Annotated in this window: 19 protein-coding genes; 8 read left to right on the top strand and 11 right to left on the bottom strand. The window is 55.6% G+C overall.

Annotated elements, in window-relative coordinates; all coding sequences use genetic code 11:
- Nucleotides 1-9: 9 nt before the first annotated feature.
- The 4 genes from ACZ5EH_RS04860 to ACZ5EH_RS04845 all read right to left on the bottom strand — a co-directional run bounded on the left by ACZ5EH_RS04860 (nucleotide 10) and on the right by ACZ5EH_RS04845 (nucleotide 4,939).
- Entirely contained in the window at nucleotides 10-903 is an 894-nt protein-coding gene (locus ACZ5EH_RS04860) for a DUF459 domain-containing protein (protein WP_464277008.1), read from the bottom strand.
- Nucleotides 904-989: 86 nt separating this feature from the next.
- Complete coding sequence (locus ACZ5EH_RS04855; protein WP_464277007.1) at nucleotides 990-2,108, bottom strand: SGNH/GDSL hydrolase family protein; 1,119 nt, start codon at nucleotides 2,106-2,108, stop codon at nucleotides 990-992.
- A 139-nt stretch (nucleotides 2,109-2,247) separates the two neighbouring features.
- Entirely contained in the window at nucleotides 2,248-3,483 is a 1,236-nt protein-coding gene (locus ACZ5EH_RS04850) for an SGNH/GDSL hydrolase family protein (RefSeq protein WP_464277006.1), read from the bottom strand.
- Between the two features lie 31 nt (nucleotides 3,484-3,514).
- Nucleotides 3,515-4,939 (bottom strand): MBOAT family O-acyltransferase, encoded by a 1,425-nt coding sequence (locus ACZ5EH_RS04845; RefSeq protein ID WP_464277005.1) that lies wholly within the window; start codon nucleotides 4,937-4,939, stop codon nucleotides 3,515-3,517.
- A 354-nt stretch (nucleotides 4,940-5,293) separates the two neighbouring features.
- Here ACZ5EH_RS04845 and ACZ5EH_RS04840 point away from each other — a divergent pair, with 354 nt between their 5' ends.
- The gene (locus ACZ5EH_RS04840) at nucleotides 5,294-6,187 is read left to right on the top strand and encodes a M23 family metallopeptidase (protein ID WP_464277004.1); all 894 of its coding nucleotides are present in this window, start codon (nucleotides 5,294-5,296) and stop codon (nucleotides 6,185-6,187) included.
- Here ACZ5EH_RS04840 and ACZ5EH_RS04835 read toward each other — a convergent pair.
- Together ACZ5EH_RS04835 and ACZ5EH_RS04830 are read right to left on the bottom strand one after the other, a co-directional pair.
- On the bottom strand, nucleotides 6,174-6,506 hold the full coding sequence (locus ACZ5EH_RS04835; RefSeq protein ID WP_464277003.1) for a flavodoxin family protein: 333 nt from the start codon (nucleotides 6,504-6,506) through the stop codon (nucleotides 6,174-6,176). The genes ACZ5EH_RS04840 and ACZ5EH_RS04835 overlap by 14 nt on opposite strands.
- The gene (locus tag ACZ5EH_RS04830) at nucleotides 6,466-6,774 is read right to left on the bottom strand and encodes a flavodoxin family protein (RefSeq protein WP_464277002.1); all 309 of its coding nucleotides are present in this window, start codon (nucleotides 6,772-6,774) and stop codon (nucleotides 6,466-6,468) included. The genes ACZ5EH_RS04835 and ACZ5EH_RS04830 overlap by 41 nt, the downstream gene beginning before the upstream one ends.
- A 213-nt stretch (nucleotides 6,775-6,987) precedes the next feature.
- Between ACZ5EH_RS04830 and ACZ5EH_RS04825 the strand changes: the two genes are divergently transcribed.
- The 5 genes from ACZ5EH_RS04825 (at nucleotide 6,988) to ACZ5EH_RS04805 (ending at nucleotide 11,332) form a co-directional block, all read left to right on the top strand.
- On the top strand, nucleotides 6,988-7,899 hold the full coding sequence (locus ACZ5EH_RS04825; protein WP_464277001.1) for a hypothetical protein: 912 nt from the start codon (nucleotides 6,988-6,990) through the stop codon (nucleotides 7,897-7,899).
- On the top strand, nucleotides 7,886-8,353 hold the full coding sequence (locus tag ACZ5EH_RS04820) for a PqqD family protein (protein ID WP_464277000.1): 468 nt from the start codon (nucleotides 7,886-7,888) through the stop codon (nucleotides 8,351-8,353). Before ACZ5EH_RS04825 ends, ACZ5EH_RS04820 begins: the two co-directional genes overlap by 14 nt.
- Nucleotides 8,343-8,930: a class I SAM-dependent methyltransferase gene (locus ACZ5EH_RS04815; RefSeq protein ID WP_464276999.1), complete on the top strand. Its 588-nt coding sequence runs from the start codon at nucleotides 8,343-8,345 to the stop codon at nucleotides 8,928-8,930. The genes ACZ5EH_RS04820 and ACZ5EH_RS04815 overlap by 11 nt, the downstream gene beginning before the upstream one ends.
- Before the next feature lie 105 nt (nucleotides 8,931-9,035).
- The gene (locus ACZ5EH_RS04810) at nucleotides 9,036-9,689 is read left to right on the top strand and encodes an O-methyltransferase (protein WP_464276998.1); all 654 of its coding nucleotides are present in this window, start codon (nucleotides 9,036-9,038) and stop codon (nucleotides 9,687-9,689) included.
- Between the two features lie 137 nt (nucleotides 9,690-9,826).
- Nucleotides 9,827-11,332, top strand: coding sequence for a PP2C family protein-serine/threonine phosphatase (locus ACZ5EH_RS04805; protein WP_464276997.1), 1,506 nt, complete (start codon nucleotides 9,827-9,829; stop codon nucleotides 11,330-11,332).
- Nucleotides 11,333-11,479: 147 nt separating this feature from the next.
- Here ACZ5EH_RS04805 and ACZ5EH_RS04800 read toward each other — a convergent pair whose 3' ends face one another.
- Entirely contained in the window at nucleotides 11,480-11,818 is a 339-nt protein-coding gene (locus ACZ5EH_RS04800; protein ID WP_464276996.1) for an STAS domain-containing protein, read from the bottom strand.
- Between the two features lie 105 nt (nucleotides 11,819-11,923).
- Nucleotides 11,924-12,367: an ATP-binding protein gene (locus ACZ5EH_RS04795; protein ID WP_464276995.1), complete on the bottom strand. Its 444-nt coding sequence runs from the start codon at nucleotides 12,365-12,367 to the stop codon at nucleotides 11,924-11,926.
- 291 nt (nucleotides 12,368-12,658) lie between these two features.
- Here ACZ5EH_RS04795 and ACZ5EH_RS04790 point away from each other — a divergent pair, with 291 nt between their 5' ends.
- On the top strand, nucleotides 12,659-15,193 hold the full coding sequence (locus ACZ5EH_RS04790) for an ABC transporter transmembrane domain-containing protein (protein ID WP_464276994.1): 2,535 nt from the start codon (nucleotides 12,659-12,661) through the stop codon (nucleotides 15,191-15,193).
- Nucleotides 15,165-15,701: a cyclic nucleotide-binding domain-containing protein gene (locus tag ACZ5EH_RS04785; protein ID WP_464276993.1), complete on the top strand. Its 537-nt coding sequence runs from the start codon at nucleotides 15,165-15,167 to the stop codon at nucleotides 15,699-15,701. The genes ACZ5EH_RS04790 and ACZ5EH_RS04785 overlap by 29 nt, the downstream gene beginning before the upstream one ends.
- A gap of 100 nt (nucleotides 15,702-15,801) precedes the next feature.
- On the opposite strand, the gene ACZ5EH_RS04780 is transcribed toward ACZ5EH_RS04785, so the two are convergent.
- The 3 genes from ACZ5EH_RS04780 to ACZ5EH_RS04770 all read right to left on the bottom strand — a co-directional run bounded on the left by ACZ5EH_RS04780 (nucleotide 15,802) and on the right by ACZ5EH_RS04770 (nucleotide 24,956).
- Entirely contained in the window at nucleotides 15,802-17,766 is a 1,965-nt protein-coding gene (locus ACZ5EH_RS04780) for a peptide transporter (protein WP_464276992.1), read from the bottom strand.
- 81 nt (nucleotides 17,767-17,847) lie between these two features.
- Entirely contained in the window at nucleotides 17,848-19,851 is a 2,004-nt protein-coding gene (locus tag ACZ5EH_RS04775; protein WP_464276991.1) for a DUF6785 family protein, read from the bottom strand.
- A complete protein-coding gene (locus tag ACZ5EH_RS04770) occupies nucleotides 19,848-24,956 on the bottom strand; it encodes an FtsX-like permease family protein (protein ID WP_464276990.1) in 5,109 nt (1,702 codons plus the stop codon). Before ACZ5EH_RS04770 ends, ACZ5EH_RS04775 begins: the two co-directional genes overlap by 4 nt.
- Between the last annotated feature and the right edge of the window lie 2 nt (nucleotides 24,957-24,958).

Raw genomic sequence — 24,958 nt, 5'->3', positions numbered from 1 at the left:
GGTACAATGCTAGTTGCTGTATGTTTTTGCTATGGAATTAAGAATCTTGTCGCTGAGCAAGTGATACCCTGTCATGGTGAAGTGCACGCCGTCCTTGCCGCGAAGGGTCAACACGCGGCCGCCAATGTTCTTCGTTTGCGTGTAATTGCCCGTGTTATCGGAGAACAGGCTCCACGAATCCACATAGTGGCAGTCTGGCAGCGTTTCGCAAACTTCCTGCATGGCTTGATTCGCTACTTTTGCGCGGGTGGAGTAGGCGCTGTCGCCCATGGTCGGCAGGCCGACGAGGTAGACCGCACTCCCTTTTGATCGCGCGATTTTCACAAATTCTGTAAGTTTGGGTACATAAGCCTGACGCCACGCCTCCGAACCTGAGCCGTTGTGGGCGTCGTTGCCGCTTATCATGGCCACGACGACCTCCGGTGAATAGGAATCGACGAATTCCTTGAGCTTTTGCTGCCAATTGTAAAAATTTGGTGAATTAAGACCAGAGGATGTCTTGCCTTTTGCCAGCAGCAGCACCCCCATACCTTTGAGCGATTTGGACATGGTCATGCCGATGCCGACTGAAAAGGAATCGCCCACAATGAGCAGCCGCTTGACCCCCGGTATAGCTGAAGGGCGGGTCGCCTCCGGAACGGGGGGGAGCTCCGGCGTTACTACTACGGGCGCAGGGGGGGCGAGCAGGCGTTCAACCCAATCCGGCAACCCGAATGTCGTCTGTATGGAGGCTTCAACGCGTTTGCGCAAGGCTAGGTCGTATGCAGCACGACGCTCTGCTTCCTGCTTCCGGAGCGCGGCTCGTTCATCAGCACTTATCTTTGTAGTGGTGCAGCCGGAAAGCAAGGCCGAAAGAGCCAGTATACATGCCAGAAAAAAGATGGCGGGAATACGTATGGGCATTGGGTTTCCTCCAGGAAAAAAACAACGCCCTTTGATAGTCAAAGGGCGTCAGGAAGTCCAGAGGGGAAGGTTACTGGCGCATGTCACTAGCCAGAAGGTTCATTTTCAATGATGGAGCGCATCACGGCGACATTCGGCGCCATGGCGCGTAATGTGCGCCCTGCCAGTATTTCTGCGCCAAAAAAGGAGAGATGTATGCCGTCATTGGCGCGTATGCGGACTTTTTCGCCGCTTTTATCCACCATGAAGTCGGTGAAGCGTCCCTTGTCATCTGCAAGGGCGTCCCAGGTATCAATATAGTGGCAGTTTTCGTACGCCGCGCAAATGTCTTGAATAATCGCGTTGATACGCTTGACGTCATTGGTCAAATCCGTGCGGGCCATGATGGGCGCGCCAACCCAGAAGATGTTCACATTGGGATTGTTGGAGCGGCATATTTCGAAAACACGGTGGATACGCCGAATATACTCCTTGTCCCATTTGCTGTCGGAAAAATGTACCGTGGAGCCGTCGGTGCGCTTGAGCGACTGGTTGTCATTAGTACCGATCATCACCACCACGGTGGTGGGCTTCATGGAGCTGGCCAGTTTGGTCAGTGTGCTTTCCCAGTCAAAAAAATCGGGACGTGCCAGCCCGCTGGAGACCTTGCCCAGGCGTTTGAAATTTACGCCTGGCAGGGTGGAAAAATACTCTTCGAGCCGCTTGCCAAGAGGAATGGAGAGGGAGTCGCCAATGACCAGGACCTTTTCCTCTACGGCTTCTTTTTCATTATCCTTGTCCAGGCAGGCCATGGTGCGGAAACTGGCCTCCGATAGGCCGCCTTCCTCAAAGTCCGTGGTAATGACGGCCATTGGCCGGGTGGGGCGGTCCAGACGGGAAACTGTGGACGCGCCCTGCTCTTGCTCTTTGTTAGCGGAAGGGGCGGGTTCCGGGTCTGCTTTTGCGACCTGGATGTCCTCTTGGATGACAATGACCTCGGCGTCATTGTTGCGCGCACTGATGCCGGGCTGTGTTGCTTTACGTGCAGATTTGCCTTGTGCGCCGTCTGCAATGACGGTAGGAGCGCACGCCAAAGGCTGCGCAGGCCCCCCGCCTGCTATTATGTCGCTCAAGGAATACGTCGGCAGCGCGCTTGTCGTGCTTGTAGGAAGAGGAAACACGGCAATGGCGAGCAAGAGCGCGCAAGCCTGTAAGATGAGTCTCATGTGGTTCGGTCCTCTTTTGCGAGCGGTGGTATGGCGATCAGGTGCGTAAGATCGGGACGAAAGCCATCACCGCTGGCATACGTGCCAAAAACCCATGCTCTGAAAAAGGGCAGTGCGTCTGTTAAACGTCCGGCCATGTTCAGATGGACTTGTCTGCATCAACAGCCACACCAGGTTCGGCATGTGATCCTGCTGTTGTATCTGCGGCGGGACGCAACTGCATATGCTTCGAGATATACTCCAGGATGTAGTGGCTCAAGATATCCCCCCCCTCGCTTGAAAAGTGGATACCGTCCTGTGCCCTGATCCGTATAGTATATCCCTGGGCATCCTTTTTGAAATTAGTATAATTGCCATTGTCATCTGTCAAGATATTAAGCGTATCTATAAAATGACATTGGTCAAACTGATTGCAGGCTTTTTCCGCTGCGTCATTTGCAATTTCAATGCGGCCGGTCATTGCCTCGTCGCGTACTACCGGCAAACGCACCCAATACACAGGTACGTCGTAATCCAGTATGATGCGGAGGAATCGGGTAACTCTTTCCTGATAGGCTTCTGGCCAGGCTGCAGTGCCAAGAATGGCTTTGCGGTCATCAACACGGATGTTGTTATTGGCGTCGTTTATGCCCATCATGACGATGATCAGGTCTGGCTGGTGCTTGTCTATCAGCACCTGGACCTTCTTCTCCCAGTCGAACAGATGCGGAATGGCCAGGCCACTTGAAACCTTGCCAACTCGTGCGAATTCAATCTGATCGTTGTAGCCTTTCAGCGCCTGTTCAAAGGATTTGGCCAGTCCTATAGCCAAAGAGTCGCCCACCACCAGCACGGAGTGAAGTTCCTTTTTGGGTGCAGGCGTTGCAGTGGCTGTTGCATCCTGCGGTGTTTCTCTTGTGGTATCCTCTGCGACTTCAATTCCGATCTCAAGCTGTGAATCCTTTGCCCCCGTGGATATCACGGAAAGTTTGTTGTCGCTGGCGGGAGAATAGCCGGCAGTGGTCGCAATGGCGCCCTGGCTGGCGGATTGCAGCATGGCCCATACGCGGTGCGCGGCCTTTCTGCGATCGCTCTGGCTCATAGATCGCCAGGTTTCGCGCAAGGAGCGGTTGCTCAAATCATCAAGACATTTGGTGTTGTCTTTGTAAATATCATTGAAGAGGAATGCAGTGGAGCAGTCAAAAGCGTCTACAGCTTTGGTAATTCCCACAGCGTTACGAACATCTTGCGCATCTTCCAGGGTTGCAAGTATCGCGGAATCTTCGCCCATTGTCTCCTGCGCGTACCAGGGCAACAGCTTGTCCATGTTCAGGAAGCAAGCCAGGGCCAGTCCCAGGGCGTACAGCACCATGGCTTGGACCGTGTACTTTTTCATAGGGTGTAGAACCCGGCGGGTCGGGATTTTTTTAGAATTGGAAATAAATGAATTGAGGGACCCCGTCAGGCCCAAGCCTGAGTATGAGTGTGCCGAAAACGCCTAGCAAAATTGCATGTAGAATCAGCGGAACGCGCCGCAGACTCGAAACGTAGAACCTGCGCATATCAAAATTCCAGAACTCCTTCAACAGAAGCACACAGGCTATAAGTACAACGTATATGTTAGCGCCTTCTCCCTCGCCGTCAAGCGCCAAAATGCGAAAAACAACTTCCCACCCTTGAGAAAAACTGTCCGCCCGGAAAAAAATCCAGGCAAAGCTGACAAAAGAGAATGTCAGCACCCAGGCGAGAAATTTTCCTGCGCTGCTGGAGGCGTCTTCCGGCTTGTGTTTGGCCTTGCGCCAGGAGCGCATGCTGTGTGCAAAGATCAGCCCTACACCATGGAGAATGCCCCAGAACAGGAAGTTCAGCCCTGCTCCGTGCCAGAGACCGCCAAGGGCCATGGTCAGCAATAGGTTGAAATGTTTGCGAAGCTCGCTGACACGGCTGCCGCCCAGAGAAAAGTAGAGGTAGTCTCTGAGCCAGGTGGAAAAGGAGATGTGCCAGCGGTGCCAGAATTCGCGCAGGTTGGTTGCTGCGTATGGTCTTGCAAAGTTTTCCGGAAGGATGAAACCCATGAGCATGCCGACACCGAGAACGAGATCGGTGTAACCCGAAAAATCCATGTATATTTGCATAGTGTAGGCAAGTGTGCCTACAAAGGCGCCCAGTGATGAGTGGGCGTCCGGCATGTCGAAAACATGAGATACGCCGTGGGAGCCAAGATAACTGGCCAGTACGAGCTTTTTGAAGAGCCCTGAAAGGATGAGGAAATAGCCCCCGAGGCAAGCATCTTTGGTAAGTATTGGCCGCTCGCGCAGTTGCGGGGCGAGTTGCCAGGCGCGAAGGATGGGACCGCTCAAGATGGTCGGGAAAAAGGCGACGAAAACAAATACGTCCAGAATATCCGGCAGCAGCGCTTTTGGATCCCGGTAGACATCAATGGCGTAGGACAGCCCCTGAAAAGTGAAAAACGAGATGCCGATGGGCAGGATTACATCCAGCATGGGGAGCGGGTTTTGCAACCCCATTCCCACCAGAAGCCTGTCCGAGGTCATGAAGATCAGGTCGTAGTATTTGTAAAAGGCAAGCCCAGCCAGACCTATGGCAAGCAAAAGCGTAATGTAGCACTTGCGCAGCACCTTGTTTTCTGTGCGCGCCATAAGCTGCGGAAAAAGCCATGTGCAGAAGCTGAACTCCACGAGAATGGCCAGAAAATGCAGGCCAAAAGCGCCGTAGAAGATATACGAAGCTGCCAGCAAAAATGGTCGATAGCCGGTACGCCCCCGCAATAACCAGTTGAGGGGGAGCACAGCGAGAAAGAAAAGGGCGAACTGAAAACTGACGATGTTCATCCACACATCCTGAAACAGGGCGCTATGCCGCGTCCCGCGTGGATTCAGATGGCTTGCAGGGGGAGCTGGGGCTTGCGCTTTGCCAGAGCGGTGTATATTATCTTGTCGATAAGGTTACGACCAACTCTGATGTAAAGGTGTAAATTTAGCTAAATTACCTTGAACTGGCAAGTATAAGTGCGCCGTAGCCGGGATGTGTCATTTCAGCGCGAGCGTTATTCTCTCTCATTGAATCAAGAGCGTTCACTGTTCAACCATGTGTGCCTGCTGCCGTAATAAAAGGCGCATTATTGGCGTGAGCACGTGGCGCACTCCGCGGGAGCGGAACGCAACAGAGATTCTGCTCTAACGAATATGCTTTTTACTCGGTACAATCTTCTTGTTTTCAAATCCAACGGCGGTAAGCTCGTCGGCCTGCATGTGCGCGGCTGGATGTTGCCGGCGTTCGTATTTTTTTTGGTCGCCCTTGTAGCTGGCAATGTCCTTCTTTGGCGCCATTTCGAGCCCTATGGCAGTTACCGGCGTCAGCTGGCCGCCAATGAAGACATCCGCTACGAGCAAATGGTGGACATTTACGACAAGGCCTACCAGATTCTCGCCCTGGAAGATGACTATCGCAGGATAAGCGACTTTGGCGCAAAGTTGAGTGTCATGCTCAATATCGAAAACGCCAGTAGGCTGACCGGTGTCGGGTCCGGTGTCTCGACCCAGGCAATTTCCGGCGGGTATAACCGCGCCGGACTCTTGCGCCTGGCGCACAATACCTATGACCAGCTTTTTTCGGCCATGCGCCAGGAAGAAGTCCTCCAGCAGCGGCTTATGCGCGAGTTAACGCTGCAAAAAGAGAATTTGACCCACATTCCCTCCATCTGGCCAACGCGGGGGCGTTTTACTTCCCGCTTCGGCTATCGTGTCAATCCCGTGACCGGACGCAGAAGCTTTCATAAGGGCATAGACATCGCCAACAGTAAAGGCACCCCCATTTATGCGCCGGCAGATGGCACGGTCATCTACGCCAAATGGTTTTCCACCTACGGCCGCATGGTGGATATCGATCACGGCAACGGGCTCAGCACCCGGTTCGGCCACATGAGCAAGATCGAGGTCAAGGAAGGGCAAAAGGTGGAGCGCGGCGACCTCATCGGCCGGATGGGCAACACCGGGCGCAGCGTGGCGTCTCACCTGCACTACGAGGTGCACAAAAAGGGACGCCCCGTGAACCCCATGCATTACATCATGAACGAGTAGTCCCTTCCTGGCCGAGGGCTTGGGCCAGAGCCTCTCCCAGAGCACGGGCCTTGTCCAGCGCCATACTGTCTTTGGCCACAGCTCCCTTGTCGAAATGTCCGAGAACCGGAAGCTCTCCGGCTATGGCGTAGCCCAAAGGCTCCAAGGGGCGTCTGAGCATTTCCAGGGTCGCGCCCATGTCGTTCGGGTCCACCTGTTCGCATACGGCGCATACGGCCGCATGCCGCGCTTGCCCAGCCAGTCTGCTGGTATATCCTCGGGGGCGCTCATCCGTAAAATCATAGTATTGGTACAGCCTGTCGATGAACAGCTTCATCATGCCAGTGATACACGGGAGATACCAGCACCAGCCCCCTGGAGGCTTCGAGCAGCGGGTATATCTCACGCATGCCGTCGTCCAGGGGCGTGCACCCGTTGCCCTTGCGGCATTGCTCGCAGGCCAGGCAGGGAAGGATTTGATAATCCCGCAGGTAAAGGGCCTGTGTTTTTGCGCCGGTGTGAGCCGCACCGTGTAGAATTGCCTGCAGCAGCATATCGCTGTTACCTTTTTTTCGTGGGCTTGAACTGATGCCGAGAATAGTGGCCATGATATGCTCCTTCATGTTTTGCCGCGGCCTTGCGCCCGGGGATACCGGCATTGACAGGCGCTTGTCGGCTTCATTACAGGTGGCACGGTAACACCGGGGTATGGATTGCCACAGTGTACAGACTGCAAAAACGTAAGAGCGTGTTTCTGTCTGCAGCGCCGTTGAAAGCAGGCGCTTTCCGGAACAGAATACAGGACACGCGGGGAAAAGCGAGTGGAACAATACGACCAGCCGGACCTGCGCCCTCTGGCTTGGAATGGTGTCTGGCTGCAGACACCGGCCGATTGGGAGCCCGTGACCCTGGAAAAACATTACTTGCGTGCAGCTGGCAGCGGTCGGCTCGCTGTGGAGTGCAAATGGCAAGAAGGGCGCAGTGTTTCCAACAAAAAAGCGCTTTCGCGGTTGCGCAAGGCAGTGGGCGACGCCGACCTGCAACTGGACGCAGCCCGTATGCCGCAGGCCTTGCAGCCGGCTTTTGCCGCACTTGCTGAAAAGGGGCTGGACGTAACGCCTTTTTCCTGGCGTCTGGACGCAACGCAAGGGGTGGGGGCGTTGCTGTTTTGTCCGCAATGCCGCCGCAGCACATTGCTGCAATGCTCAGGCAGTGAAGTGGACCATGAGTTGTGCGCGCGGATTTTAGGCTCCTTTTGCGACCATGCGCCCGACGGTGGCAAAGAATATCGTCTTTTTGGCATCGCAGCCAAGGTGCCTTCCGGATTTACGCTGCGGCACTTTTCGTTCAAGCCAGGGCAGTACCGGTTGGAATTTGCAGGGGGCAAGGAGCGCAAAAGGGTCGGCATCGTGCTGGAGCGGGTTGGGCCGGCAAATGTACTGTTTGAAACCGGTGATTTTTATGCCTGGGCGGTGCAGCGGTTTGCCGTCACAGGGGCAAAGGACAAGCCGGAAGCGAGCGCCTGGCAGGGGGGGGCAGCGGTTGACTGGAATCCCCGGCTCGAGGGGGTGCAGCGACTACTGGCTGCTATCTCCAGGCGACATCGCCCCCCGTATATTCGCGCGTGGCAACCGGAGGGGGCGAACACCGTGCTCTGCGTGCTCATGACTGGGGGGAGCAAAGGCGCGCGGGAACTATTTGAGGAGGTTTGCACGCATTATGTTCTTGCGTAAGCCCAAAACGCCAGCGCTTGAGGACCGTATAAGCCGGGAAGAGGCCTTGGCCTGCAAGCCTGTGCGCTGCCCGGTGGTGGAGGTGGAAGAGTTGGACGACAAGACCGTCCGGCTTTGCTACCCCCTGGTGTGGAAACCGTGGTTCGCCAGGGTTGCCAGCCGCTTGGGAGCATGGGATGAATCACCCCGGCGCAAGAAGCTGGAGCTTGACGCCATGGGGACAACGGCCTGGAGACTCATAGACGGGCGACGCAGCGTGGGTGAGATGGCCAAGGAATTTGCCGCCACATACGAGCTGCAATTGCGGGAAGCCGAGCTTTCTGTCAGCGCGTTTCTCAAGGAATTGGGCAAACGGGGACTTATCGCCATGCAGGCCGGCTCCACAAACAATGCGCAGGGCGCATCCAAAAAGAATTTGAACAAAGGCAGAAAAAGGAAATCCCGTGGGCAATGAACTCAGCGAGCTGTACGGGCTTGTGGAAAACGGCTGGCTGCGCAGCTATCGCGAGCAGCAATGCGTGGACAAGCAAGGCGCCCCTATTCCTTGGTATACGTATAGCGCCATTCATTTTATCGAGGAGCGCCTGCAGCCGGGCATGCGGGTTTTCGAGTATGGTTGCGGCAACTCCACCCTGTGGTATGCGCAGCGTGTGGCCAATGTTTACAGTGTGGACAATGATGCAAGCTGGGCCCAGCGCATTAGCGAAAGCTGTCCGGCCAACGCCACAGTGTACCATGTGGAGGGGACAGGCAGCGATTATGTGCAAAAGGCCGCGCTGCATGCGCCCTATGACCTCATTGCCATTGATGGACGCAACCGCGTAGAGTGCGCGTGCTTTTGTGTTGAGCACCTGACGCCTGGAGGCGTGCTGATTTTCGACAATGCCGAACGCAAGCGATATGCCACAGCGTTTGCGTTTTTGGCTGAGCGCGGGTTCAGGCGAATCGATTTCTTTGGTGTGGTGCCCATGATTCCGGACCTGGAGACGACAGCGGTGCTCTACCGGGATGAAAATGTATTCGGTATCTGATGCAAGGCGCTGCTCTTGCGCCAATACAGGGCGGAATTGACCCCTTTGATGGGAAGGGGTAGAGACCGATCACCCTGAAAAATTTCCGTAGAACGAGGAGTGTCCATGCCCAGCGGTTTTGCCGGACCCAAAGAGGCTGCCGGCGCGCTATATGCCGAAGTGGCTGCATCGTTTGCCCGTCGCAAAAAGGCGCTTACACCTGCGTATGAGCGATATGTTTCAGAAATATCCAGTGATGACATGGCGTTATCGCTGCATGCGTCCGTCTTGCTGGACATTATCTGCGATGTTTTTTCCCCTGCCAGCGCCTTGGATGTAGGGAGCGGGTTTTCCTCTTATGTTCTGCGGCTCGCCTCTGCGCGGAAAGGGGGCGCTCTTCGCGTGTACTCTCTGGATACCGATGCCGCCTGGCTGGAGCGCAGCCGTGCCTGGATCAAAGAGCAGGGGCTGGAAGATACAGGCTTCGGCACCTGGACCGCGCCAGGAGAGGCGCCGCAGATTTCCTGGGACGGGGGGGCATTAGATTTAGTTTTGCTGGATGCTGAGCGCCCCCCGCAGCGTAATGGGTTCCTGTTGCCTGTGCTTGAGCGATATTGTTCGCCTGATACCGCCCTGCTGCTTGACGACCTGCATATGCCAAGCTGGCGGTTGTTTGCACTGGAAACCCTCATGACGCACAATTTCTGCCATGTAGATTGCAAGCGCCACACCCTGGACCGCTATGGCCGTTATGCATCGCTGTTTTTGGAAATAACCTGAAGCCCCCCGTCTTCAATTGTTGCCAAATCAGAGTGAATGGGGCAGAAAATAGGGCATAAGGAGTTTTTATGCGCGCAGCTGCCTATTACCTGTTTGCAATTGTTTCCATAGCGATCTACGGCGGTGAAGTCTGACCGTTGCTTGATTCGCTCCCAGTCTGGGAGCTTGGCGTAGTCATTGGCTTGTCTTTGGTGCCGAGTTTTGTGTTGCGGTTTGTTATCGAACCCAGGTACGTACTTGCCGCCGCGCCGGAACACCGTGCTGGCCGACAGTTTCGTATGGATCTCGGTCTATTTTTGCTGGCCGGGATTATGGTTTCTGTGGCCAACCTGGTCTATTTTGGCTTTCCTGTCTTTTCCAGCGGCTCCAAGCTGGTGCTCTCCCTTGCCACAGTCGGTTTTTTCGCGGCCGTGGACCTTTCCCTCGTTCGGGAGCGGAAGCTGCTTCTGCTCGCCATAGACAAGGGCGGCAGCCTGCGCCCTCCGAGTGAGCTGTATCCGTTGACGCACAAATTCTCGTTCATTGCTGTGAGCATCATGCTGCTGATTACGGTGAGCATGCTGCTGGTGTTTTGGCGTGACGTCTACTGGCTGACAATGGAGGCGCCTCGTCTGGGCAACTGGGACGCCATGAAGCGCGAGGTATTGATCGAGGTCTGTTTCGTGATGGGCGTGTTGTTGTTGCTGACCATCCGCGCCATCTTCTCCTACTCGAAAAACCTGAAGCTGCTGTTTCGCAATGAGACGGAAGTTCTGGAGCACGTCAGCAACGGCGATCTCGACAAGGTGGTGCCCGTCCTGACCAACGATGAGTTCGGGTTCATTGCCGGCCATACCAATGCCATGATCGAAGGACTGCGTGACCGGCTGCGCATGCAGGAAGGGCTTATTGTGGCCAGCGAGGTGCAGAAGAACCTGTTGCCCGCAAGTACGCCAGAATTGGCAAAAGCCCGCATCTTCGGCTGGTTGGTGTACAGTGATGAAACTGGGGGCGATTTCTACGACTTTTTTGATGATGCAGGGCCAGACGGGGCCTGGTGCGGAATTGCTGTGGGCGATGTTTCAGGACACGGCGTGGGGTCGGCGCTTCTGATGGCATCGGCCAGGGCCGCCTTACGCCTGAGCATGAAGAGCGGTATGACGCTGGCCCAGTGCATTACGGAAGTGAACAGCCAGCTGGCGCGAGATGTCTATGGTTCCGGCAGGTTTATCACGCTGTATGTGCTTATGGTGCATAAGCAAACAGGGGAAATTCAATACTGCTCTGCCGGGCATGACCCTGCAATTGTTTATGATCCCGCCACGGACACGTTTTCTGAACTGGCAGCTCCGGGATTACCTCTGGGCGTTGATCCTGAATGGGGCTATGTGAAGCGCTCGCGTCCCGCCCTGGCGCCTGGAGAACTGCTTTGCATCGGCACGGATGGCATCTGGGAGACGCACGCCCCTTCCAGGGAAATGTTCGGCAAGCAACGCCTCCGGAGTATTTTGCGTGAGTTTGTGCAGAAAAATGGCACAACCGCTGATCTTGCACAGTTGGAGGAAAAGGTGCGAGCAGAGCTGGACCGTTTCAGGCAGGGGCTGCCGCTGCAGGATGACGTGACCATGGTCTTGCTGCAGGGGGTGCCGGAAGGCGAGGGCTGATTCGGTCTCCGCGATTATGCGCGCGGTAAAAGCGTACTGTGCATCAACGCTGAGCTAAGACTAGGGCGCCCTGCTTCCTTGTGCATGCATGGAAACAGGGCGCAGAAAAAGCTGTCCGGATTACGGCCTGATAAGCTGCCCTGCGTATCAGGCGTCCATCTCTTCTAGCGCTTTCTCGCGGTTGGGAAAGATGGGAAAAATCTTGTCGTAGCCCGAGATTTCAAAAACTTCGAGAATATAGTCCCGGATACTGCATATTGCCACCTTGCCCTTGGCCTGCTTCATACGCTGGTAGGCCATAACCAGCACCCGGAGACCGGAAGAGTTGATGTACTCGAGTTCGGAAAAATCAAAGAGCAGGCATTTTTCATCAGAATCGACGACTTCGAGCACTTTTTTTTCCAGCTCTTGCGTTTCTTCTGGCGACATTCTGCCGGATATGGTGATAATGGTCGTTCCGTTTTCATTGCTCTGCAAAAGTGCCATTCCACTGACTCCTGTCGGTGATTGTTAGCGCATTTGTTTATGGTAATTCATCTTATTGCAGTTTTGAGAAGCACTTTCCGGTGCTGATTATCATGCGTTTTCGCTTCAATTCTCCTGGATGCATTTAGCAACATTCATGGTCATGGTCAGGATGTTTTTGTCATCCTTGCGCTCGTAAGCCTGACTGTCGGTAATGGAGCGAACCAGGTGAATGCCCATGCCCCCTATCTGCCGTTTGCGCTCGTCCAAAGGGATGTTCAGCTCCGGTTCTTCGGCTTCCAGAGGATTGAAGGGCGCACCACCATCCTCCACCACCATTGTAAGGATAGCCTCATCCATCTCCAGGTGCACATCGATGACGTGCTCCTCCGGCATGTTGTAACCGTATGATATGATGTTTGAAATCAGCTCATCCAAAACCAGGGTTATCTTGAAGACGAGCTTGGGAGAAAGATTGTTCTGCTCGCAAAAGTGTTCCACATATTTAGTGCAGATTTTGAAATCATTGGTTTCTTCAGAAAGCCGTATGGTGACGCCGTTTTGGTTCATGCTGCTGCACCGCGTCGGTGATGTTTGCAGGGCAATGGGTTGCTTCCCCTGCGTTTTATGAATGCTTAAAAAACTCATACACATTAATCGCTAATGCGCCAAGGGGCAGAATACAATAAAAAAAGAAGGTGAATGGAATGAATGCAAGAAACTGCACCAGGCTTGCGATCCCAAAATTCTAATCTGAGGACTGGAATAGCAGCAAGCCCGAGGTTTGGTAATAGCGCTTCTCAATGAAATGCTTTTTGCGTATGGTCAGGCAAATTTTAGCTCCAGGGGGAAAGGCAGCCTATGGCAGACAAAACACCGCAGGAGGACCTGAGGGTCACTAAACGCTCCATGTATTACTGGGTTTGGCACAAAAACTCCAAACTCCAGATGGTGTTGATGGCCATTATTTGCGTCACTGTGGCCACCAGGGTGTTTCCGCTGCAAATGCAGAAGCAAATCATTAATGAAGCCATAGGCAAAAAGGATTTGCACCTGCTTTTTATTTATTGCGGGCTCTACATGGGAGCTGTTCTTCTCGCCCAGGCCCTGAAATACGCCATCTACCTGTTACAGAACTATATCGGCGAGCGCTCCCTGCTCGAATTGCGCATCCAGCTTTTCGATCATATCCTCAAGCTGCCCATGTCTTTTTTCCGGCGAACCTCGCCGGGGCTGGTCGTTTCCTCCATGACCAACGAGCTGATCCACATGCCGGTGTTCATCGGCAGCGCCATTTCCCAACCCCTGGTGAACGTGCTGACCTTCATCGCCATGGCCGGATACATGTTCTACCTGAACCCCATCCTTGGCACCATCAGCCTTATAATCTATCCTGCTGAATTTTTGGTTATTCCCAGAGTGCAGCGCAAGTTCAACAGGTGGAACCAGCGACGGGTGCGCAAACTGCGCCTTGTCAGTTCTCTGGTGGGCGAATCCATCACAGGCGTGCACGAAGTGCACGGCAACGCCAGCAATCCCCTGGAAGTCAACAAGATTGGCGACAGCGCCAGTGAATTGTACCAGGCCAACCTCTGGATGGGCGTTTACAAGTACGGCATCAAGTTCGTTAACAATTTCTTCCAGAGCCTGGGCCCCTTTTCGCTCTTCCTCATTGGCGGTTACCTGGCCATTCAGGGCAAATTCGACATCGGCGCGCTGGTCGCTTTCCTGTCCGCCTACGAAAAGCTCTACGATCCCTGGAAAGAGCTCATGGAATTCTATCAGATTTATCAGGATTCCAAGGTGCGCTACGCCCAGGTCATGGACTATTTCGACATTGATCCCGAACATGAAATGCTTTGTAAGGATCGCGAACCCTACCATTTGAAAGGCGACATCGATGTCCAGGATCTTTCCTATGTGGTGGGTAACAACATCAAGCTGCTGGATCGTATCAACCTGACCCTCTCCCACGGCGAACACATGGCCCTGGTGGGCTATTCGGGCAGCGGCAAGTCCAGCCTGGCTCTGGTTGTCGCCCAGCTCTACAAGTACACGGGGGGGGAGGTGCTCATCGACGGTCACTCCGTGGACAAGCTCACCAAGCAGGACATGGCCTTCAACCTGGGCATAGTGAACCAGCACCCCTTTATCTTTGGGGGCACGGTAAAGGAAAACCTGCTCTATTCCTGTGAGTCCATACAGTTGCTCGGCGGCAAGTGCGCAAATAGGGACGATCCGCCTGATCTTGATCGCATTATCGAGACCGTGCAGCAGGTGGGACTTTTCCTCGATGTGCTGCGTTTTGGACTGCGCGAACGGGTTGATATGGAAAAGAACCCCGATCTGGTGCAGAGCCTGATCAACGCGCGCAGGAATTTTCAGGAACGCCATGGTGATGAGGTCCGCGATGATGTTGAATTTTTCAACAAGTCGCAGTTCATGGCCTACAGCGACCTGGCTGTGAACCTGACTTTTGGTTCGCCCGGCAAAGACGAATTCGCCTATGACAAGCTGCACATCAATGAAGAATTCCTGAAATTCCTGGATGAGAAAGGGTTGCGCCAGCCCCTGTGGGAGCTTGGCCGCGATATGGCCCAGAGCTCCATCGAAATCGTGCGGAGTCTTGGCCAGAGTCCTGAAGTATTTGAGGACCTGCCCGTACCACGCGACGAGGTGGACGATTACGTCAAGGTTGTCGAGCATCTTGAGAAGGGCCCCTTGGAGCAACTCTCGGATGACGACAAATCCATGCTACTGAAGCTGACCCTGAAATACGAAGAAGGGCGCCACAAAATTGTGGCCATCAGTGAAGAATTGAAAAAGAAGATCGTGGATTCGCGCCGCGACTTCATGGCTTATGTCGAGCAGGAAATGCCCGACGCCTTTGCCTTCTATCGGCCCGACAATTATATCCCCTCGGCCAATCTGCTGGACAACATCATCTTCGGCCACGTGAAGTCTGACAGCGCCGGAGCGGAAGAACGAGTGAACCAGCAGATCATGCAGTTACTCATCGAAGAAAACGTTTTGGAACAGGTCGTTGCCATTGGCCTGGATTTCAACGTGGGCAGCATGGGTGACCATTTGTCGGGCGGACAGCGGCAGAAGATAGCGCTTGCGCGCGCCTTCCTCAAAGAACCTTCCATTCTGATTCTGGACGAAGCCACTTCGGCTTTGGACAACGCCTCACAGACCCGCATTCAGAATCTGTTGGAACGCAAGTGGAAGGGCAAGAGCACTGTCATCGCCGTGGTGCACCGTCTGGATACACTTGAAGGATATGACAAGGTTGCCGTGATGAAGGCGGGCAGAATCATTGAAATGGGCGGTTATCACGAACTGCTTGAAAAGAAAGGGGCTCTTTATGACCTCATCTACGGAAAGAAAAAGTAACGGCGTCTGCGAGTTGGACGCAAATTTGAACCTGCTGCGCAGCCTGCCCCTGTTTCAGGAGGTTCCCATTGATACATTGCGCGCCCTGGCCTACCTCTGCAAACGCATGCGCTACAAAGAGGGTGAGATTCTCTTTGGTCAGGGAGACGAAGACGACAAGGCCTACTACATAATGGAAGGGGAAGCCGACCTGCTGCACAACACGGGAGACCGCGAACATCATGTAGGCGGGTACGGTGCTGGCGATTTTGTGGGGGGCTTTTCCCTGCTGGCTGATGCGCACCGGTTGTTCACCCTTAAAGCCAAAACGCCCATGCAGTGCATTGTGCTTTCCCGGCGCAGAATGCCCTCCGATCCGGAAAAAGCCAGTGCGTTTTTGACGGCTTACGCCCGCGCCATTACCTTGAGCGTGGTGGACTGGGAAAAGCATATTTTGGACCAGGCCCAGGCTTCGGGGCATGAGGACGATATTCTCAAGACCCTGCGCTTGGGAGTCAGCTTGCTGTAGCCTTACCAAATCTCTGAAAACATGAAATCCACACTAATCGCGATGATTAGTGTGGATTTTTTTATTGGGGAAAACCCCCTTGGGAAAGGGGAGAGTCGCGTCAGTACGCCAGACGCCCCAGGGATTTCATGATCAGCGTGATGCCCATGGCGAACATGCCGGCCAGCCCCATGCCGCAGGAGAAACCCGCCAAGAGCACGGGCGCGTACTGTCGCCACTGCTTGCCGTACCGCTTGAGGAAATAGAAGCGCCCCACAAGGGCGCCCAGCACCTCGAGAATCATGCCATGGGGGGTACTCTGCCCCAAACCACGCACTACTCCATAGATGAGCAGCACGGGTAGGCCGAATATGGCTAGCAGAGCATAGGTGACAAGGCCAAAGGCAAGTCCGGCGCCCACATAGCTGCCATTGAGCGCCTGGTAGAAAAGGGAATCGCCCTCAAGAGTAGAGGTCTGCATGAGCAGGGAGTTCAGGGCTTGCAGGTGCCAAATCTTCTGCGCGTAGGGAAAGGCCTCCGAAGGGATGGGTGCCAGCCTCCAAAGGAACTGGGAAAAAATTAAAGAGGCGATGACCACCACGGGAAAGACCACTATCTCGGCCTTGATGATGCCGCGCAGGCTTGTGCCGGTGAGTTCGATCTGCCGGAACTGCACCGTTGCTTCACCGTAGTTGTGCACGGGAATGGGCGCATACCATATTTCAATGCCGTGGTAGCCGAAAAATTTCGACCCTGCGATGAAGGATGCCTCCCGCACAAGGGGCAGGCTGACGAATTGCCCGGCAATACCTTCCATGCGCGCCGTGATGTAGGAAATAAGGGGCGTGTACACAAACCCGTAGAGCGCGAAGAATATCCATGGAAAATTGGGCACCAGCCACATGCAAAGCAGGATGTACCCTATGGTGGAGGCGACATAGATGCCGATGGAGAGCCAGAAGTTGATGTCGCCGCGTCCCTCTGGCGGATTGAACAACAGGCTGAAGTCCAGCTTGTTGTCGGGGCCGGAACGTTTGAAGGAACGTATCACGCTCCAGATGCCGATGGCGCCAATGGCAAGGCCGAGGCCGATGCCAAAGCTCATATAGAAATCGAAGTTGTTGACGAAGACCGTCTCCACGGTTGCCATGCCCTGATGCCAGCGGTGCAGGATACCGTGTTCGTAGAGAATGGGGTTGGCCGCAAAGGTGATGAGCAACCCCAGAAGTCCGCCGATAACGGCCCAGAAGGGCAGGACCATACCGATGAAAACCAGCCCCAGGTCAAGCTGGATACCCGTTGCCACGGCGGGGAGTATATCCTCTGTGTGGCGTGTAAGCTCCACCCATGGGATGGGTATCAGCCGTATGGGTTCTGTGAGTAACAGCGCCGAGACGGCTGGTAAAAGCACGTAGATGCCACCAAAGAGTAGCCCTATCATGCCTCCTATGGAGAAGACCCTCCATTTCCAACCGCTGCGCTTGTCTTCTTCTGTGCTTTCGGCCAGGGCCATTGTGCCCAATGCGCCGACGGGCGCCATGGGAAAGGGCAGCTTTTCCACGTCAGATGTGATGCGGTAAAGCGCGTACCCGAGGCCAAAGTGGTCCACGCGCTGGATGAGTTGCGAACCAAAGATCAATAGTATGGGTATGAGCCAGTCGCTATGAAAAAACGTGCGCTGGAGGATGGCGTCCGAGTTGGGCCCTGGCGCCACCCAGGCAGGGATGTACTCAACCAGCCCCAGCATCTTTGCAGCGTCCGACTGCACAAGATACTGGTTCCAGAGCAACCCCTGGAAGGGCGAGGCGAGCGCCGCCCCCGCCATATAATAGAGCAGGAAAATCTCCTGCTGCTTGAGTTCCGTGTAGGAGCGCTTTGCTATCTCTGCAAAGAGGATGATGGTCACCCACCTGGCGGCAGGGCCAATGCCCTGGCCGATGACCAATTGCAGATACATGCTGCCAGGCATCATCAGGAAGCCGATGAAAATGGCGCCGACAATGGTCTTCCAGTCGAACCCTTCCTCGAATTTTTCGGGGGGCTGGAGTAGATTTCTATACTCGTTGAGTTCCTTGTCGTCGTACATGCTGGCTCACGCGCGCTGGCGTCTGGCTTGAGGGGCGGTGCCCCGTCGAATAGCGTCCAAACAATGCATTATCTCAGCCTGTTACATCGGGAAAACCTGGTAATGTGAACCGGTGAAGAGCCCCACCAGGGCCCAGACACCTCCCAAGAGAAAATCACCCATGATCAGCCCTATGAATAGCAGGCGCATGCGGCGGTACAATACCGTACCGCCGTAATGCAGGCTGAGATGGTTGCACAACCACCCTGCAAGAAAGCTGAACCACAGGATGCGCATGCCAAAGCCGTAGGCGGCCAGGTATCCGATTGGGTGCAGCGGCCACCAACTGAAGCGGTAATAACAGAAAACGAGAATGAGCATGACAACCGCGCCCACAACAGCAAAACTGATGACCCAGGCGTTGGGGCCCGTGGGTGCATCCAACAGCCGCTGGGCGTTTTCATAGACGGCCAGGGTGGAGTGGGTGGCCCAATCCATCTTCATTTCGCGCAGGCCTATTTTGTGCCCCATGACGAGCATGGTCACAAAAGCCACAACCACGGCTGCCAGCAGAATGATGGCGATGGCCAGGAGCATCATGCGCTGGTTACGGGCGCGTTCGCTGGCTTTTGCCCCGTGAAACAAAGAAGGCATGATGGCTTCGCGCACATCCAGAAAAAGTACCTTTTGCATGACCACGGTGGCCAGCAGGCCGGCCTGTCCAAAGTAGCGGGAACCAAACAGGCCTATGAAACCGTCGGAAGGTGCGGCAGTGATGGTGAAATAGGGCAGCCCTCCCTGGCAGACAATGCGGCTGGCCACCAGCATGATCATGAAAAAGATGACCGGCAGCATGAGCGCGAAGAGCAGGGGCAGACCAAACCATAGGCACCATAATGTCATAAGAATGAAGCCGATGGCGACGCCCCAGAATGCCCAGGACGCGGGGAGCCATTCGGCATGGTCGTCGTTTTTGTCACCGGTGCGTTTGATGGGCGGACGGCCGAATGCCCCCCTGATGGCGTTCATCAGGTGAAAACGCGCAAGAAAGATCAAAAAGAGGAAGAATACAAGGTAGGCGCCGATGCCTTGTGCTTCTTCAGGACGCGCCAGCAGGGGACCAAACGTCACCCCCATGGCGGCTTCGGGATACTGCATGCCAAAGATGGACAGAATGCCGAAGAGTAGCAGCGCAGCCAAGTGGAAGAACCAGAAGCTGAAGGAAATCTGCCGGGTGGCGAGAAAGGCAAACCCTATGAATGCGGGGACGATATATATTTCCAGATGGTAAAAGCCGGAGAACAACCCGAACTTCGGGAAATAGGAGCCGGCAATGATCTGGGTCGGGATCATGGGGACGGCTGGATAATAATAATTCAGACCGTTTACGGTTTGAAGGGAGGCGGCCAGCAAAAGACCGGTCAGCAGGTATTTGTCGCGCAGCAGGGAGAACAGCGTGTTGTCGTCCATGCTTTCGGCCAGGGTTTGCGGCACCTGCATGAGCGGGAAGTTGACCCGTTCATTGACCACCCACTGGCGGCCGAAAAGGTTCACCATGCAGATCATGATGGCGTAGGAAAGCAGGATGAACACGCCCCATCCAAACAAGGGGGGCAGCCACACGTCCCATGGTATGGAGGACAGGATTTGGCCGAACCCCATCTGATTGCCGTTTTGCAGCCCGCTGTACAGGGTCTCCACTGCCTTGGCGTCTGTGGGATACCAGGCTGGAGGCAGGTACGGGCGGAGTTCCTGCGTCCATTCGTAGGCGTCTTTGGCAAAATAGACAGGCGCGGTGAGGTTGATGAAAAAAGTCTCTACCAGGCCGCTCCAGCCGATGGCAGTGCCCAGCACCATCATCAGCCATATGACCAGCATTTCAATGCCGTTGAAAAGCGGTTCGCGTCGGGTCAGGCGTGCGAAAAGAGCGACTATCACCACCAGCCAGGCCGTGATGAAAAAGGGGGCCATGGGGAAATGCCCCCCGCCCAGATGCGTGTTGGCAAGGTAGGCGTTGTTGTATGGGCTGAAGGCGCAAAGCCCCAGACCAAGCACAAGTCCGGCGAGCACTGAGCGGATCCTTATTTGCCTGGTGCCTGCGCTCATCGTGCTTCTCCTTCGGGGTGCTCGGCCATGGCAGTGGTGCCTGCGTATTTTTCCATGAACTCCATCTCTAAACGCGCCTTGGCTTCTTGATCCAGTGAGCGCCAGGCCAGTAATTGCTTGCGCAGATCATTAATGAATTTACGGTTCAGATTGTGCCACACGGTGTGTTCGCCTGCTTCGCGGTGCAGCCGAACCTTGATCTGGCGGAATCCCTTGTACAGATCAGAGGGGCAGAAGATCAGCTCCACCCGCTGGCGCACGCCAAAGTCGAAAGGCGCTAGCCACACACGAAGACTCAATATCAGACAGCTTTCGGGAGAAAGAACGTCCATGGGCTCATACATGCCGGGGTCTTCATCCGCCGCTTCCTCTTCCTTAAGAAAACCCGTGACCACTGGTGTGGTGGAAAACAGCCCGTGGGAAACATCGGCGTGCGAGTTGTAGTAGTCGGCAAGGAAACCACCGGCGCAGGCCTGTTCGTCGATCTTGATCAAAAAGGGCAGGATGGTGTCGATCAGGTCGCCCTTGGCTTCTGGCATCGTCCAGGAGCGATTCACATCCGGAATGGCGATATTCGCGGCAACGCGCGAGGGGTAGATGGCCGAAAGCAAAACCACACCTATGACCAGAATCATGGCGCCGACGCCAGCCATGGAGGAATAGTTGGCGGTCATGCCGGCCCAGAGGGGCGTGCCGGCAAGGACAACGGCAGCGGCCTGCGCAACCAGATAGCCTATCACAACGCTGAGAACAGCAAACGCCAGGGATTCGGCCACAAAAAGAAAGGAAACGTGGGAAGGTGCGAGTCCCACGGAAGTGTAGACAGAAATTTCGCCTTTGCGCTCAAACACGCTGCCGATCATGGTGTTCAGCACGATGAGGGCGGAAATGATCAGGGGAATGATGATGTTGGCCATACCGCTGTAGCGGAAGGTGTTGGCGGAATAGAAAACACTGGTGCCATCAGGCGTGCCGCGGAAAAGCAGCAGGCCGAAGCGCGCGCCAAGGTCTTCCTGGGCCAGGGTGCGTTCGCTTTCCGGCGCCAGTTTCATGGCCAGCCCTTTCAGCCTGCCGCCCCCTGCCAGCCAGCCCCCTTGTCCGCCAAGGGCCAGCAAGGTCTTGGCCGGAACGATGACGGTCTGGTCAGCAGGAATATGGTTGTAGCGGCTTTGATAGGAGGCAACGTCCTCACCCTCTGTAATTGCTTCGGCTTCCACATCGCTCAGGCTGGTGTCGGCCTCAGAAGGGTAGATGATGGGGGTCATGGACTCGCCATCCAGATCGGGATGCTCCTCCAGGGCGTTGTCGCCAATGATGCCGACCACGGTGAAAGACATGCCCCAGATCTGCACCATATGGTTGGGGTGCACGCCCAAATCATGCGCCATGGATGCGGGCAGGATTATCTCGCGTCTGGAATCGGGAGAAAGCCAGCGCCCCGCAATCAGTGACTTGTCCAACTGGGTGACCTGTGGCTCCATTGGCGAAAGGCCGATGATGCCGCGCGCGAATTCTTCCTTCCCATTTGTAGTAATTGGGATGATGGGCGAACGGGTTTGATCCTTTATCTCGAACCATACACGCGGAGCCGCAATTCCCTGGCCGCCCAGCATGGTGCGTACAACCTGCAAGGATTCTGGCGGCAGGCTTTTCCAGCCAAAGGACTTCATGAACAGCCCGTTGTAGGAGGCATCGTCGCTGAAAGAGCTCCAGCCGCTTTGGTGGACGCTCTTCACCGCCGTGAAGTTCATGATGGTGAAGGTGAGAATGACCAGCGTGATGCACGTCAGGGCTGTACGCACGGGGCGCCTGCGCAGGTTGGAAACACCCAGCACAAAGGCGGCGCCGAATGCTGCGGATTTGCTCAGGTTGGTGAGCTTGAAATGCCTGGAGCGCTGCTGCAGCTCCTTCATCTCCCGCTCAAAGCGGAAGAATATGATGAGTGACACAAGGAATGATAGCCCCAGGATGAAAAACGCCAGAATGACGATCATGGGGCTGTAGGTCAGCTCAAAGGCGGGGTGCACAACGTATATGATGGCGATGATGGCCACCAGAAAGCCCAGGAAGGCTATAATGCGCTTGTGGATGTTGGCAAAGGCGAAGACAAGGCGTTCCAAGCAGTAGGCAAAGGGGACAAAGAGCGCGATGTAAAAGAGTACGCCGCTGAGAACGTCCTTCTGGGTCTGCTCGACTTCCGTGTAAACCTGTTCGGCAATGGCCAGGGACTCGCGCCCCTTTTCCATGAATTGTCCCCATTCTTTGGCGTCGCGGTGGGCTTGCGCGTTTTCAAGGGCCTTTTGTCCGTTGCGCGCCATATCCCAGAGGCGGGCGTTGACGATGCCACGCTCCTCCAGACTTCTGATGCGGGGCGTCAGCAGGTGCCACATGTCAGAGGCCGCCTGGAATTCCGTATAGGGAATGAGCGGCCAGTCCTTCATCAAAAAGCCTGTTCCCTGGGGATTGTCAGCCGAAGCATTCAGCAACAGCACCTTGCGCTGCAGATAGGTGTCGGAAAGCGTGACTTTGAAGGGTGTTCCCGGTTCCATGAATACGCTGAAAATCGTGGAGGAGCGGGTATCCAGCCTGCTGAACCAGTAGCGCAGCGGGTCTGCCTCGGTGCGGGCGTCGAACAGGTCGACATAGATCATGTAATTGAAGGTGCGCGGTTCATAAGTGCTGAAAAGCGTACTCATGGCGCACGGGAACATGATGAAGTCCGCCTGCATGTCTGGGCGGCTCATCTTGACGCGGTAGTTGCTTTTTCCCGTGCCGGGCTTGTCCACGGCCCAGTATGGCGCGCCTGTTAACTCGTCGAAACGGTAGCCTTCCAGGATGGCCTTGTGGATGGTGAATTTTTTGTTCGGGATGCCCACCACGCGGAAAGCACCGTCAGTATCCACCATGGAGTAGAAGCGCGAAGGCCCTACATAGGTGAGGAACACGCTATCCGTGGCGGGTTTGTCTGGAAACAGCTGCCCATGCCTGAGCAGATTGGCGCGGCAATACAGGTTGGAAAAGCCGGACCTGTCGCGTTCGCCGGCCGTGGAGAGCGGCTCGTTGGCCAAAGCCTGGGCCAGAGGCGCCATAAGGCGGAACTGGCGCTCCAGATGCCGCGCGTTGACGTATTCGGGAAGGTCATAGGGCGTGCCCCACTTCGCTCGTACATCCTGCACCGTGACCAGGGATAGCGCGGGATAGCCGGCCAGGGCGGCAGGCTCACCCCCCAGCAGGGGGCGGTCCGGCAGGTAGCTTTGCCAGTTGCGCAATTTGCTGGGGCGCAAGGTGTCTTTGTATTGAGCGCCAATATTCTTAGGGAGCGTTTTGGCCGTCTTGGCCATAAGCTCGTCCAACGGGCTCAGAAATCTGGTGCGGTTGATCGAGTCCTTGAGGTCGTACAGCCACCCTTTGTCAAAAGCACCAACGCCGTCACCGTGGCTGGAAAGGTGAAGGCTGATCATGGCGCTCAAGGCATGGGCGTCAAATATTTCGCGCAGGGTCATTGCGCTTTGCAGGGAGTCCTCCTGCAGCCTGGCATCGGCGACAATCGTGCGCTGCTCCTGCAGAGCGTCAGGCAAAAGCTCGTCCAGGATCTGCTTTTCCTTGGGATCGATGCGGGCGCCGATACGCGTGCTCTCCACCCAATTAAGACGGCGCAAGAGTTGCCGCCGGTCAGCCAGCACTTTGATGCGCTCCTGGTCCGGTTCAGCTTTCAAGCGAAGCCTGATCAATTCACTGTTGATCTTTTCCAGCCGGCTTTTGATCACGAACCCCAGAGATTCGCGCAGCATCTGCACATCGTCGCCGGCCAGTTCGTGGGCTACGGCAAGGGGGTCGCCATTTTCCAGGAGTCTGGCGGTCGCCTTGGCTTTTTCAAGCCGTTGGGTCTGGGCTGTGGCCAGTTCCTGCAATTTCTCCCGGTCGGAGCTCATCAGCCAGACGATTTCGCGCATGCCGGCCACGTATTGCCCTTGCCCGTTGCTTGCCAACAGCAGAGTGCTGCGTTTTGGCGGATGTGCGGCAAATTCGTCTGCAAGAGCCAGGAGATTGGCCAGGGACACGCCTTCTTCAGCGCCGGGTGAACGCCCTGCCACGTAGGCGGTGCTGTCCATGAACGCTTCGAAGACGACGAGTTCCTTGGAAAGTTCGGGGTCACTGCCTGGAATCAGGCAGTATAAGTTATCAACAGGGGCGTTTGCCCATGCGATTTTGCTTGTCAGGCGCACACGGGGGGCTTGATCTCCCTGTGGCAGCGTGGAAAGCTCCCCCCAAAGCGATTCGGCGCGTTCTTCGGACATCCAGAAGCGTGGGAAATCAATGGGAGTGAGTTCGAGTTTTTGGTCGTACATGCCGCGGCTGGCGTTGGATTGCCCCATGCGCATGCGCCCCATGTTGCCCATGTTGCCCATGTCACCCATGTTGCCCATGTCACCCATGTTGCCCATGCCGCCGGACATCATAGAGCCAGGCGCCGCTCCCTCCTGCATCGTCTCCATCATACGTCCCATCATGCCGGAGGTTTCAGGAGTCTGCGATGCCTTCCCCATGTGTTGCTGCATGCGGGAACGCCGTTCTTCGAGGCCGGCTCCGTCGACAAAAATAAGGGCCTGAGCGCCCAGCAGAGCAGCATTCTGCCAGTTCTTTCCAGAATCCATGTCCATCAGCACCACGGCGCCCTGAACGTCCATGCCATTGAAATCTTCCAAGCGCCCCTCTCCGGCGTAAAGCAGGGGGCCTTCTACACCGGGGTCGGCAAGCGCCCCGGGAGAGAGGGCGTTGAGCAGCAGCGGATGGATTTCCTCGTCATGGCCATCAGGCAGATGCAGGTAGCTTTGTTGGTTGCTGATGGAAGGCAGCAGGAAACTGTGCCTGTCAATGGTCATCTGCCCGGGAAAATTTTTGGATGCTTCCCGGAAGGCGTCTTCCACCATGTTCGCAACAGCGCGGTTACCAGGGGTGCCGACACTGCGGTCTCCCAGTCCGGCAAAGGCGTCCACGCGCTGCATGAGCGTTTCCGCCTGGACCAGTGACGGCGTTGCCGCCTGGGTAGCCAGGAAGGAGGTGAAGAACACCGCCAGAAAAAGGATGCCTGCCAGTCGCCGCATGG

The sequence above is a fragment of the Desulfovibrio biadhensis genome, from assembly GCF_055388615.1.
Note: the sequence above shows the minus strand (reverse complement) of the source record. Positions and strands in the feature narration are given on the sequence as shown.